The organism is Acinetobacter lwoffii, from assembly GCF_024129855.1.
Lineage (GTDB): Bacteria > Pseudomonadota > Gammaproteobacteria > Pseudomonadales > Moraxellaceae > Acinetobacter > Acinetobacter lwoffii_L.
Genome location: NZ_JAMXXC010000025.1, coordinates 1 through 13,455 on the forward strand (window position 1 = coordinate 1; position 13,455 = coordinate 13,455).

Annotated in this window: 13 protein-coding genes; 9 read left to right on the plus strand and 4 right to left on the minus strand. The window is 43.5% G+C overall.

What is annotated here, in order from left to right:
- The first annotated feature begins 279 nt into the window (after positions 1-279).
- Positions 280-897, plus strand: coding sequence for a superoxide dismutase (locus NI465_RS13880; protein WP_216986187.1), 618 nt, complete (start codon positions 280-282; stop codon positions 895-897).
- A 190-nt stretch (positions 898-1,087) separates the two neighbouring features.
- Here NI465_RS13880 and NI465_RS13885 read toward each other — a convergent pair whose 3' ends face one another.
- Positions 1,088-1,585 carry a hypothetical protein gene (locus NI465_RS13885; RefSeq protein WP_005106524.1) on the minus strand — a complete coding sequence of 166 codons (498 nt, stop codon included), beginning with the start codon at positions 1,583-1,585 and terminating at the stop codon, positions 1,088-1,090.
- A 103-nt stretch (positions 1,586-1,688) separates the two neighbouring features.
- On the opposite strand from NI465_RS13885, the gene NI465_RS13890 reads away from it, so the two are divergent.
- From NI465_RS13890 to dapC, 6 genes are all read left to right on the plus strand, one after another.
- A complete protein-coding gene (locus NI465_RS13890) occupies positions 1,689-2,441 on the plus strand; it encodes an AzlC family ABC transporter permease (protein WP_004278940.1) in 753 nt (250 codons plus the stop codon).
- Entirely contained in the window at positions 2,438-2,785 is a 348-nt protein-coding gene (gene ygaH, locus NI465_RS13895; RefSeq protein WP_004278941.1) for an L-valine transporter subunit YgaH, read from the plus strand. The genes NI465_RS13890 and ygaH overlap by 4 nt, the downstream gene beginning before the upstream one ends.
- Positions 2,786-2,878: 93 nt before the next feature.
- Complete coding sequence (locus NI465_RS13900) at positions 2,879-3,523, plus strand: hypothetical protein (RefSeq protein WP_005252263.1); 645 nt, start codon at positions 2,879-2,881, stop codon at positions 3,521-3,523.
- A 115-nt stretch (positions 3,524-3,638) separates the two neighbouring features.
- Entirely contained in the window at positions 3,639-4,853 is a 1,215-nt protein-coding gene (purT, locus tag NI465_RS13905) for a formate-dependent phosphoribosylglycinamide formyltransferase (RefSeq protein WP_253145727.1), read from the plus strand.
- Between the two features lie 26 nt (positions 4,854-4,879).
- Positions 4,880-7,552, plus strand: a complete 2,673-nt coding sequence (glnD, locus tag NI465_RS13910) for a [protein-PII] uridylyltransferase (protein WP_253145728.1) — start codon at positions 4,880-4,882, stop codon at positions 7,550-7,552.
- A 17-nt stretch (positions 7,553-7,569) separates the two neighbouring features.
- Positions 7,570-8,739: a succinyldiaminopimelate transaminase gene (dapC, locus tag NI465_RS13915; RefSeq protein WP_253145729.1), complete on the plus strand. Its 1,170-nt coding sequence runs from the start codon at positions 7,570-7,572 to the stop codon at positions 8,737-8,739.
- 102 nt (positions 8,740-8,841) lie between these two features.
- Here dapC and NI465_RS13920 read toward each other — a convergent pair whose 3' ends face one another.
- Together NI465_RS13920 and msrB are read right to left on the minus strand one after the other, a co-directional pair.
- Positions 8,842-9,318: a glutathione peroxidase gene (locus NI465_RS13920; RefSeq protein WP_004278946.1), complete on the minus strand. Its 477-nt coding sequence runs from the start codon at positions 9,316-9,318 to the stop codon at positions 8,842-8,844.
- Positions 9,315-9,734 (minus strand): peptide-methionine (R)-S-oxide reductase MsrB, encoded by a 420-nt coding sequence (msrB, locus tag NI465_RS13925; protein ID WP_004645533.1) that lies wholly within the window; start codon positions 9,732-9,734, stop codon positions 9,315-9,317. The genes NI465_RS13920 and msrB overlap by 4 nt, the downstream gene beginning before the upstream one ends.
- Before the next feature lie 228 nt (positions 9,735-9,962).
- Between msrB and NI465_RS13930 the strand changes: the two genes are divergently transcribed.
- Both NI465_RS13930 and NI465_RS13935 read left to right on the plus strand, forming a co-directional pair.
- On the plus strand, positions 9,963-11,393 hold the full coding sequence (locus NI465_RS13930; protein ID WP_243474610.1) for a pyridoxal phosphate-dependent aminotransferase: 1,431 nt from the start codon (positions 9,963-9,965) through the stop codon (positions 11,391-11,393).
- A 213-nt stretch (positions 11,394-11,606) separates the two neighbouring features.
- Positions 11,607-12,818 (plus strand): YbfB/YjiJ family MFS transporter, encoded by a 1,212-nt coding sequence (locus tag NI465_RS13935; RefSeq protein ID WP_253145730.1) that lies wholly within the window; start codon positions 11,607-11,609, stop codon positions 12,816-12,818.
- On the opposite strand, the gene NI465_RS13940 is transcribed toward NI465_RS13935, so the two are convergent.
- Positions 12,797-13,354, minus strand: a complete 558-nt coding sequence (locus NI465_RS13940) for a M23 family metallopeptidase (protein WP_253145731.1) — start codon at positions 13,352-13,354, stop codon at positions 12,797-12,799. The genes NI465_RS13935 and NI465_RS13940 overlap by 22 nt on opposite strands.
- Positions 13,355-13,455 lie beyond the last annotated feature (101 nt).

Below are 13,455 nucleotides of genomic sequence, written 5' to 3' on the forward strand. Positions count from 1 at the left end.
GATTCTGAGATAAATTCATAAAAAAAGAGCGTATTTACATACGCTCTTTTTACAGCATTTTAACTTTTTTTGCTTAACTGACTGGCATTACTCAACTGAGGGCTTTTTTTATTACTTTTAAAAAGAGGATTCATACGTATAACAACCTTTCTGAAAGCGCATAAGATCAACACATATTAACAATAATGATAACTATTCTCATATATAAATATTAAATTAGGGCGTATCTTAAATCTAATGAAAAATAACCTAACTCCATTCTCTCAAGGAATCCTGCCAATGAGCTACACCTTGCCTGTACTACCTTATGCTTATGATGCGCTAGAGCCTCATATCGATGGCAAGACTATGGAAATTCATCATAGCAAGCATCATCAAACCTATATCAATAATATCAATGCAGGAATAGCGGGCACAGAATGGGAAGATTTATCGGTCGAAGCCTTAATTAGCAAATTCAATGAAGTGCCCGAGCAACTCAGACAGAACGTGATCAACAATGCTGGTGGACATGCCAATCATTCCCTGTTCTGGACAGTGATGATTCCAGACTGCGGTGGTCATCCCGAAGCTGAAATTGCCAAGGCAATCGAACATGAATTAGGAGGATTCGAGGCATTTAAAGAAGCGTTTACCCAAGCAGCGCTTAGCCGTTTTGGTAGTGGGTGGGCCTGGTTAAGTATGGCGCCAGATCAAACGCTTATTGTGGAAAGCAGTGCCAATCAGGATTCTCCGCTGATGCATGGCAATATTCCCCTTTTAGGTCTGGATGTCTGGGAACATGCTTATTATTTACAATATCAAAACCGTCGTCCGGAATACATCTCGGCTTTTTTCAATGTTGTGAACTGGAAAGAAGTAAATCGTCGTTATTTGGAAGCATTAAACACGCTTTAAATCTTTGAGGAGATCGACCATGTCTACACGTACAATGATTCAACGCATGATTGGCAGCACACTCCTGATCTGCGGTGTAATGGTACTTTTATTAGAACATATGTGGATGCCCTATTTTTAAAGCTTATTTTGCTAAAAAAGCCAGTCATTCAGACTGGCTTTTTATAAGTACATTTAAATGGGCAAAGGTTTATTGCATATTGGCAATTGCAGTACCTTTTTGCTTAGGATCGGTATTTCCGAGTGCAGGATGGGCAATGGCATTCTGACATTGCAGTTTATCCCGCTCATAATCCGCCTGTTTTTGTTGCAGGCTGTTGCCATTTTCCATGGTCGTCCGCGCCCAGATTTCCAGACTGGTCAAAGCTTTACGACACAGAGCATATTTGCCTTCGGTCACCGAATCGGTCATTTTGACATTAATACGCCAGTCTGTACTCAATTTACGTGCTGGTTGACGTACCTGTGTTTCCAGCTGATCCACTTCTTTATTATAGACCAGTGGATCCACTTCATTGATCAGTTGCCATGCGGCATTGGCATAAGTCGTCGCATCATTAGTCAATTTAGGTGCCGGTTTAATTTCTGGCTTATCAGTCGATTGACTGTCATTCCCACACGCTTGTAACAATATTGCCGTGCTTATTAAAGCAGCAGTCAGCATCGCACGTGTCTTGAACATCCACATATCAGGCTCGCCAATTTAAACATTTCGGCACTATGCTATTAAATTCACGTAGAATACACAATCTTCATTTGACCCATCGTTCAACTCTCCTTCAAGGTGTGTCGTGTCTGAACCGAATCAACTCGCTACGCAACCTGCTGGCTTCTGGCAAGGTGCAAAAGATAGCCAAGCGATTATCTTCACTTATTTACCAGTGTCGTTTGCTTTTGGTGTTTCAGCCACTCAGTTTGGCTTTACCGCCTGGGAAGCACTGTTCCTGTCCTGCTCGATGTATGCAGGTGCCAGCCAGTTCCTGGTGGTCGCTCTCTTAGGTAGTGGAACATCTATCTGGATGACGGCATTAACCGTGATTGCCTTAGACATTCGTCATCTGCTTTATGGCCCTGCGTTACAAAATCTGATTCAAGACCGGCTGAATTTAAAGAAAACGGCAATCTGGTCTTGGGGTTTGACCGATGAAGTTTTTGCCTCCGGCATGATCAAGCTCTCGCAACGGCGACAGGAATGGTCAGAATCCTGGATGCTCGGTTTAAGCCTGTTTAGCTGGATGTCCTGGGCACTCGGATCTTTCCTCGGTGGATTGTTTGCCGATCAGGTCAGCAACCTGCCGCAATTCTTACAGGCTGCGCTGGATTTCTTGTTACCTGCGCTGTTCCTGAGCTTCTTGTTAGCCGCTTTTGAGAAAAAACATACTTTTGTTGTAGCTGTCACAATTCTGGTGTCTGCGATTGCCTGTTATTTTATCGACCTGTCTGCCGCGATCTTTATCGGTATAAGTTCTGGTATTTTCGCAGGCCTGTTCAAGCACTATATTCTGAAACAGCCAGATCCTGAACACGCAGGAGATCAAGCATGAATCTAGAGATTATTCTGGTTGGGATTTTAGTCGGGATTGCCAATTTCGCCTCGCGCTTTGGTCCTTTTTTTGTCATTCAGAAATTTCAGCAAGGTTCGCAAAAACGCGGAGCGTTGTGGCTAAAAATTGCCTTGGGTTCAATTGGCATTGCTGCGATCAGCTCCATGCTGGTGGTTGCTACCCTGCCACCTTTATTAGAAACACCGAATAAAAGTTTTGCGATGCTGGTTGGCTTTATTGTGCTTACGGTTTTGTATTTTAAGTTTAAACGTATCGTGATGGCGACTCTGACCGCAGCGCTCACCTATGGCCTGGTTTACACCTATGTTCCAGTACCCTTTTAAGCTTTAACTCGTTGATCAATCGAAACAAAGACTTATGCTAAACTCATAGTATAGGTCTTTTTTATATAACAATAAAAACAAGGAAGGATGCGCATGTTTGAGGTCAAACAGGTGATTGAAGGCAAAATCTTTATTCATCATCGGCGCGATGAAATGTTAACCGTATTCCATCGACATGAAGTGCCGGCACAATATTTTGAATGTTTTATCAATGCTCAAAATTTTACCGGACATTTTGTCGAAATACATGCTCAACCAGCAGATCAAGTTCGGGTGGTTTATATTAAAAAGAATAGCACCCATCAAATTATTGCTATGCTTAATCAGAGCCAATACGTGCTGCATCTTCATCCTTTGACATTGATTTTGGGTAAATGGAGCTTCAGACATCGTGTCCTGCCGAATACTCTAAAAATTTTTGCTGGTTTATTTGCGCTCCTTTTTATTCTTTTTTCAGCTACCGCCTTTTCAGCAGATCAGTTCCAGCTCACCACCATCTTGCGAGACTGCATTCAATTCACAGTTTTTGGGCTACTGTTATTTTTGCTGTGCTTTGTACTGCCTTTTGTATTGCCCTATGCGTATTTCCTGCATGTTCGTACATTACGTCTGTTAAAGATGCTAAATATCAATACTGAACAAGTTGCACAAATAGAAAAGCTCAAGTCTCAAAGCGGGATTTATCTTCTGCAAACGCAGTCTGACAGCGATGTGAAAATGACAGCGCCTCCTTATTAAAATCTAGAAAAACTTTATAAATAAAACTGTTGGTCAATATCACAATTTTGTATGAATCTTGGCTTAACTGTCGGCTCAGTTCTGCTATGCTAAAAGTCCATAAAATCAAGCATGGATGATCCACATGAGCGTGACTATTGGTACTCCCCTTCAATCTTCTGCCTATAAAGTTCTATTATTGGGTTCTGGTGAACTGGGCAAGGAAGTGGTGATTTCACTACAACGCCTTGGAGTCGAAGTTCATGCTGCTGACCGTTATGATCATGCCCCTGCCATGCAGGTTGCGCATTATTCCTATACCTTGAATATGGCAGATGCTGTAGAACTCAAACAACTCATCAATCAAATCCAGCCACATTTAATTGTTCCTGAAATTGAAGCGATTGCGACCGAAGTGCTGCTTGAAATAGAAGCCCAGAACATTGCTACAGTCATTCCTTCTGCTAAAGCCGTCAATCTGACCATGAACCGTGAAGGTATTCGTCGTCTGGCTGCGGAAGAACTCGGTCTGCCAACTTCAGCTTACCGTTTTGCCGACAGTTTAGAATCCTTCCGCGCGGCCTGTGACGATGTCGGCTATCCAAACTTTGTGAAACCGGTGATGTCATCTTCAGGCAAAGGTCAGTCTCGTGTTACCCGTTTTGATGAAGTCGATGCTGCCTGGGAATATGCGCAAACCGGTGGCCGGGTCAATCAGGGTACTGTGATTGTAGAATCACAAATTGACTTTGATTTTGAAATTACCTTATTGACTGTTCGTGCAAAAAATCCAGAAACCGGCGAAATCGAAACGTCTTATTGCGATCCGATCGGACATCGTCAGGACTCAGGTGATTATGTGGAAAGCTGGCAGCCTCAACCGATGACTCCAGCCGCGCTGGAAGAATCCAAGCGCATTGCCAACAAGGTCACTACAGCACTTGGTGGCTGCGGAATCTTTGGAGTGGAACTCTTTGTAAAAGGCGACAAAGTATGGTTTAGTGAGGTTTCCCCACGTCCACACGATACTGGACTGGTGACTTTAGCCTCCCAATTTCAAAGTGAATTTGAGCTGCATGCACGTGCTATTTTAGGCTTGCCGGTGAATACTGCACGACATAGTGTGGCTGCCAGTGCGGTAATTTATGCTGGAGTAGATGGCCGTAATCTTTCATTTTCTGGCCTGAATCTTGCTTTAGCAGAGGGCAATACCGATTTGCGCCTGTTTGGCAAACCAGAAGGTTTTAAACGTCGTCGTATGGGCGTTGCCACGGCACGTGCAGAAACTATTGAACAGGCACGTGAACTGGCCCTCCAGGTTGCCAACCAAGTTAGCGTCAACCAAAACTAAGCTGAAATACCAACGGACGACTGTACATGATCAACACCCATCCACTGCTGAATTACGCTAAAAGCAACCATGACATTAAAGCCATCAATCAATGGCGCAGTGATGTCGAAAATCAGCTTCAGGAAAGTTTTGAAAATGGCCAGTCGATTCGGGATATTATTCTGGCGCGTTCCAACCTGATTGATGAAGCATTGCAATTTCTCTGGCAGCATGCCGAACTGGATCAAACTGATTTGGCCCTGTTTGCAGTCGGAGGCTATGGCCGTCGTGAAATGCTGCCTTATTCTGATGTCGACATCATGATCTTGTCAGAAGACGAGATTAACCCGGAACAGGAACAACTGATTTCTACATTCATTTCATCGCTTTGGGATGTAGGGAATTTCAAACCCGGTATCAGTGTCCGCACCATCAATGAATGTGTCAATCAGGCCAGCAGTGATCTGACCGTTGCCACCACCCTGATTGAAGCCCGCCTGATTATTGGCAATGAAAACCTGTGCAAATGGCCACGTCGCATCGTGTCACGTACCTGGACCGACAAAACCTTTTTTGATGCCAAGATGGATGAGCAGCATAAACGCTATGCTCAGCACAACAATACCGAAAGCAATCTGGAACCGGATATTAAAAATGCGCCGGGCGGTATTCGTGACATCAACCAGATTGGATGGATTGCCAAACGGCATTTCCGCGTCAATCGCATTTACGATCTGGTGCACCTCGGTTTTATTTCAGAATTTGAACTCGGTGTGCTCGAGGAAGCAGAGAGTTTTCTCTGGGAAATCCGTCATCACCTGCACCGCCTGACCAAGCGCGATGAAAACCGCTTACTGTTCGATTATCAGCGCGACATTGCAGCCAAATTTGGCTATGTACGTGAAGAGGCGCATCATCCGAACTATCCAATTGAACAGTTCATGAAGCGCTATTACCGCAGTGCGCAGCAAGTGTCTACACTGAACGAAATGCTGCTGGCCTATTTTAATGAATCGGTCATTACGCCACGTTTACCGCAATATGAACGCCAGATCGAAGAAATCAACCAGAACTTTAAACTGGTCGATGGCAAACTGGCTGTGCAACATCATAAGATTTTCTCGGAAAATCCAAGCGCAATTCTGGAAATTTTCTATCTGCTGGCCAATCGTCCTGAAATCGAAGGCATTCGTGCGCGTACCTTACGCCTGCTGACCTTGGCTGGAAAACGTATTGATCAGGATTTCCGTGATAATCCGGTGCATCAGGCACTATTTATGGCGATTATCCGTTCACCGCATCGACTCTATGACACCATGGTTGCCATGAAGCGTTATGGTGTGCTTGGAAATTACATTCCGGCCTTTGGACAGATTCTAGGACTAATGCAATATGACCTGTTCCATATCTATACAGTCGATGCGCATACCTTATTGCTGCTGCGGAACTTAAACCGCTTTAAAGAACCTGAATTTGCCAAGGAATTTCCAGTGGTCAGTTCAGTGTTTCAGCGTCTGACCCGTCGTGACATCGTCTATCTGGCAGCAATTTTCCATGATATTGCTAAAGGTCGTGGCGGTGACCACAGTGAACTCGGTGCCAGCGATGCGATTAAATTCTGCCGTAGCCATGGCTTTACTGAACGCGAAAGCAATCTGGTGGCTTGGCTGATCCAGAATCATCTGGTGATGTCTGTCACCGCCCAGAAAAAAGATATCTCCGATCCGGATGTGGTCAAAGAATTCGCCGAAAAAATGGGTGACATGGAACATCTGGACTATCTGTACACCCTGACAGTCGCCGATATTAACGCCACCAATCCGAAGCTGTGGAATACCTGGCGCGCTTCGCTGATGCGTCAACTATATACTCAGGCACGTGACGTAATCCGTTCTGGTCTGGGCCGTCCGGTTGATTATCAAATGCTGATTGAAGATACTAAATTTGCAGCCAGTGAACTTCTGGTTCAGGACTTCTCACTGGATGAGGTAGAAAAAGTCTGGCAGGAACTTGGTGATGACTATTTCCTCAAAGAAACAGCAGATGAAATTGCCTGGCATACCCGTGCCATTTTACAACACGGCGATAATCCTGCCCCACTGGTGCTGATGCGGGCGCACCGTAAATATGCGCAGGATGCGGTACAGATCTTTATTTACACGCAGGATCAACCCAACCTGTTTGCCACCACCGTGGCTATTCTGGATCGTATGAATCTGGATGTACAAGACGCACGGATTATTACAGCGACTAAAGCCTTCAGTCTGGATACCTATGTAGTACTGGACCGTTTTGGTACCTTATTGACCGATCCGGAACGCGAAGCCACAGTGATTGAAGCTCTGAAAGATGCCTTGAGTCATTCTGATGAATATCCGGGCCTGATGCAGCGCCGGATTCCGCGTCAATTACGTCATTTCGATATTGAAAATACAGTCGATATTAGTATCAATCCTGCCTTGAATCAAAATATGGTCGAAATCGCTACTCTCGATCATCCTGGTTTACTTGCCAAAATCGGTGGTTTATTTATGATGCAAGGCCTGGATATCCACTCTGCCAAAATTGCTACACTTGGCGAACGTGCCGAAGACATATTTTTTGTCACCAAAAAAGATGGCAACCCTATGACACCTGAAGAATCTGCTGAATTTGCAGCTGCACTTAAAACTGCACTGGATGAAGCCTCTCATCAGGTTTGTAGTCAACACTCACATTAAAACGCGGTTACTTATTCATGAACTCTAGCTTGTCTCTACTGCACCCTTATCCGTTTGAAAAGTTAAATCAGCTTTTTGCGGATATCCAGCCTGCAAATATGCCTTTAATTCCCCTGTCGATTGGTGAACCGAAGCATCCTGCACCGGAGTTTGTGAAACAAGCGATTATCGATAACTTCAAACATTTGTCGACATATCCAAACAGTAAAGGCCTGCCGGAGCTACGTGAAAGTATTGCCCAATGGCTGACGCGCCGTTTTAAGCTAAATAGCATCAGTGCAGACAGCAATATCCTGCCTGTTTCTGGTACACGTGAAGCGATTTTCTCGTTTGTACAGGCTTTGGTGAATCGTGAAGATGCACCTTATGTGGTGATGCCAAATCCGTTTTATCAGATTTATGAAGGCGCAACACTGCTCGCAGGTGCCAAACCTTATTTCATCAACTGTACTGAGGAAAATAACTACCTTGGTGATTTTGATGCGGTTCCAGCAGAAGTCTGGGAAAAAACAGCATTGCTATTTGTCTGTACCCCGGGCAATCCAACCGGTGCAGTGCTATCCAAAGAACAGTTTAAAAAACTGATTGCCCTGTCGGATCAATACAACTTTGTGATTGCTTCAGACGAATGCTATTCGGAACTGTGGTTTGATCAGGCACCTGTAGGTTTACTGGAAGTTTGTGCTGAAATTGGCCGGGATGACTATAAAAACTGTGTGGTGTTCCATTCACTGTCTAAACGTTCTAACCTCCCGGGCATGCGTTCAGGTTTTGTTGCTGGTGATGCCAGCCTGTTAAAACCTTATTTGCAATATCGTACTTACCACGGTGCGGCGATGCCGGTACAACATCAACTGGCGTCGATTGCTGCCTGGGATGATGAAGCGCATGTGGAAGAAAACCGGGTGCAATACCGTGCCAAGTTTGATTTATTTCAACAGGAACTCGGTCACCTGCTGCCACTCAAAAAACCGGATGCAGGTTTCTATTACTGGTTAAAAGTCGACAATGATGAAGCCTTTGCCAAACGCCTGATGGAAGAAGCACATATTAAAGTTCTTCCGGGTCGTTATTTATCCCGCGATACTGAACAGGGTAATCCGGGTGAAAATCATGTACGCCTGGCACTCGTAGCCGATCTGGCGCAATGTGAAGAAGTCATTCAACGCCTGAAAGCTATTCTCTAAGTTTTAATCATGACTAAAAAACCCACTGAATTAAAGTGGGTTTTTTAATTAACACTAGATGAATTCTGTTTTTATCTCATACTGAGAATATGACACTAATGATTACAATACTTTGGCAATTTCATCTTCAAGATCTTCAGGCTTGGTGGTTGGTGCAAAACGGTTCAACACCTTGCCATCACGACCAATCAGAAACTTGGTAAAATTCCATTTAATTCCATTGCCTAAAATACCTTTGGAATTATTAGTTAAATAGCGAAAAATGGCATGCGCTTCAGGGCCTTTGACATCCACCTTGGAAAACATCGGGAAAGATACGCCGTAATTTTTCTGACAAAATTCACCAATCTGTTCATTGGAACCTGGATCTTGACCACCAAACTGGTTACATGGAAATCCCAAAATTTCCAGACCTTGATCTTTATATTTTTCGTAAAGTTTTTCTAATCCTGAAAATTGTGGGGTAAAACCACACTTACTCGCTGTATTGACGATCAAAAGTACCTTGCCTTCATAATCTGCAAGTGGCTTGCTTTTGCCATCTAACAATTCAGCTTCAAACTGATAAATGTTAGTCATGGATAGGTTTCCTCATCATTTTTTTCTTGTGTTTCTAAGTCCAAAGAAGCCGAGTTGACACAATAACGTAAACCCGTTGGTTCTGGACCATCCGGGAAAACATGCCCTAAATGTGCGTCACAATGATGACAAACAATCTCAGTTCTGACCATTCCGTGTGAAGTATCAGGTAATTCTTCTACCACCGAACTGCTGACGGGACGATAGAAACTTGGCCAGCCACAGCCGCTGTCATACTTGGTTTCAGACGAGAACAGTGGCGTGCCGCAGCAACGGCATACATAGGTGCCATCTTGCTTGGTATTCCAGTATTTTCCAGTAAATGCTGGCTCGGTTCCCTTCTCGCGCGTAATGCGAAACTCCTCAGGTGATAACTCTCTTTGCCATTCCCGGTCTGATTTATTGAGTTTTCCCATGATCACATACCTTTTTATCTTGCTATTTAAAATAGGATAATCCTATATTTACGTGATTCATTTTAAAAATTCTAGTCTTTATTCAACATTTTACAAAAGACATATAATGCCGAAAAAAGCAAAAAGAAAGCAAATATAAAAATAAAAGTAAGCAATTTTTACATTAAATGTTTTTTAGTGAGCAAATTTAATGGTATTCTTAGCTCTAAATTTGCTCAGGATTAAAAAATGTCGCAAAAAAAGAGCGTAATTTTTAAAAATCTGCTGCCTGTGATCAAACAATATCAGCAGCTTGGATTTACGCATGAAAAAATTGTTGCACTACTTCGAGATGAACATGATCTCGATCTAGTCACAACTGAGACATTTAAAAGTTATTTATATCGTTATGCAAAAGTGACCTCCACTCCATCCGAGAACATCAAAATGCCGAACACTTTCCAATCCCCTCGCGAAATCAAGAAATCATCCAAGCTTGATCATGTTTGCTACGACATTCGCGGACCTGTGTTACGAGCGGCCATCGAGATGGAAGAAGCTGGTCACAAAATTATTAAATTAAATATTGGTAACCCTGCCCCATTCGGTTTTGAAGCACCACAAGAAATTATCAACGATGTGGCTTTAAACCTGCCGAATGCGATTGGTTATACAGATTCCAAAGGGATTTTCCCGGCGCGTAAGGCGATCTGTCAGTATTATCAGCAAAAAGGCATCCTGGATATGCACGTCAATGACGTCTATATCGGCAATGGTGTGTCTGAACTGATTGTTATGGCCATGCAAGGTCTACTGGATGATGGCGATGAAATGCTGATTCCAATGCCGGATTATCCACTCTGGACGGCAGCAGTGAATCTGTCTGGCGGTACAGCGATTCACTATAAATGTGATGAAGAAAATCACTGGTATCCAGATATTACTGACATGGAAAGCAAAATCACGCCAAATACCCGTGGTATTGTGATTATTAACCCGAATAACCCGACCGGTTCGGTTTACCCACGTCATGTGTTGCAGCAAATCGTCGACTTGGCCAAGAAATATGACCTGATTTTATTTGCTGATGAAATCTACGACAAAATTATTTACGATGGAATCGAGCATGTTGCTGTAGCAGCTCTGGCTGGCGATCAACTCTGTGTTTCGTTTAACGGTTTATCTAAAGCCTATCGTATTGCTGGTTTCCGTTCCGGCTGGATGGCCATTACCGGCGATAAAGCACGTGCCGCAGACTATATCGAAGGTTTGGATATGCTGGCATCGATGCGTTTGTGTGCCAACCATCAGGCTCAATATGCGATTCAGACTGCACTGGGCGGTTATCAGTCAATTAACGACCTAATTCGCCCAGGTGGGCGTTTATATGAACAGCGCAATATTGCCTGGGAAATGCTGAACGAGATTCCAGGTGTATCTTGTGTCAAGCCTGAAGGTGCAATGTACTGTTTCCCGAAACTGGATCCGAATGTGTATCCAATTCAGGACGATGAAAAACTGATGCTGGATTTGTTACGTGCCGAGAAAGTGCTTCTGGTTCAAGGTACAGGCTTTAACTGGCCAACACCGGATCATTTCCGTGTAGTGTTCCTGCCGGCTGAAAATGAACTGCGTGAAGCCATTACCCGTGTTGGCCGTTTCCTGGCCAAGATACGTTAATTCTTGAAATAGACAATATAAAAAACCGCGTTGAGACGCGGTTTTTTATTTCTATGAAAAAATTCAGGCTTTTGACTGATGAAATCTTAAAAATCTTACCGGTTTCTTTGAGCAAATTTCTGCACTCAATGGTTTCTTTTCAGGCAATTTTTCCCTTTATTATGAAGATTCATGTTATTTTTTGACCAAACATAAAATTCCATGAGTACACGGATGTCCTCAAACACAATCAAGCTCAGCCTGTTTCTCTGTCTTAGTATGTGCTTGGGCATTGGCATTCTTCGCTTTTCTTATACCGCACTGTTACCTGGCACACGCGAAGCCTTTGGCTGGAGTACAGATTTTGCCAGTCTCTTGGGCAGTGCCAATTTGCTGGGTTATTTAATCGGTGCATTTACGGCCATGCGTCTGCCTCAAGACCGCAGCATGAGTACCTATATTCAAATTTCAGCCTTTGCCGGTATGCTCAGCCTGATGTGCTGTGCATTTTCTGGTTTTTCTGAAGTATGGTATATCGCTTGGCGGATTATTTCCGGGATCAGCGGTGGACTGATGATGATCTTATCGCCGAGTGTGGTTGCACAGTGCTGTGAACTTCAAGACCGTCTTAAAATCAACTTTATTGGTTTTAGCGGAATTGGACTAGGCGTTTTAATTGCGACCCTGTTTCTACCTTATCTGGATCAAATTTCCATACAAACTGCATGGCTGATCTTATGCGGTTTTGCTTTGCTTATCTGTATCGTTTTAAGTTTACTGATTCAGAAATTTAAGCCGTATTTGTCCACACAAGCTCTTGCAGTTACCTCTCCTCTCTCTTTGAATAGCGTCTTTTATAGTTTATTGACGGTCTACGCGTGTAGTGCATTCGCCTATATACCGCATTCACTCTTCTGGATTGATTATTTAAGCCAGCAGTTGGGATTGAGCTTGTTCTGGATTAATTTCAACTGGATTCTGTATGGAATAGGCAGTGCCTTGGGTGCCTTTAGTGCTTATGTGCTGGCCAGAAAATGGGGTAATTTTGCTGCCCTGAAAATTCTTTATAGTCTTTATATTGTGGCTATTTTTATTGCGACTCTAGATGCCTATCCCTTACTCACTTTTAGCTCTTCCTTTTTTACCGGGATGTTAAATCCGGCTGTGGTCTTCCTGACCTCCTATACCATTTTACAACTGTATGGACTGGCTTATAAAATGCTCTGGAGTATTGCTACCTTGTGTTTTGCCTCGATTCAGCTGATCGGTGGACTCAGCTTTAGTGCGCTGCAATATTTTGGATTGAGCTATCATCAACAGTTCATACTGGCCACATTTGTTCTTTTATTAGGAACATTGCAATTGTTCTGGTACACACGTCCTGTCAGACTCAAATCTGAACAACAAACTCTGCCAATTTCTGCTCATGGAGAAGGGACTAAATAAGGATAAGGATTGGTTGCTCCTTGCCCACCTAAATAAATCCCATAATGTAAATGCGGCGGGGTATTTTTGGCATTACCTGTATTCCCCACATAAGCGATGACTTCACCTGCCTCAACCCAGTCGCCTTCCTGAATATGTTCTGCATAGTCATCCAGATGTGCATAATAATGTTGGCTCATATTTGGACCGGTCACCCAGATGATTTTTCCACCCAGATTGTTGGTGCCAATCCTACGCACAATACCTGGGGTCGCGCTAAATACTGGCGTACCGCGTTTGGCAAAAATATCCGTACCTTCGTGTTTACGACCGTCACTACGCGCTGCTCCCCAAGTATCATTAATCTGACCAACTCTGACGCCTTCAACCGGAATCTGTAGCGGAGCTTCTAACTGGGCTCTCTGTAATTGCCAATACAGATAAGGGCTTTTCCAACCTGCTGCTTCACCTGAAGGCGGTGGCTTACAGGCAGTTAGTAGAAAACCTATAGATAACAGTAAGCTTATAATCCGAAGAAATTTCACCAATATTCGCATTAAATTAAATAGATGACTTTTATCTTAATCACAACCGCCTAATTTAAAGTCACAATCCTGTTATTTTTAGTGATGATTTTATACAAGCGTTCAAATAATAA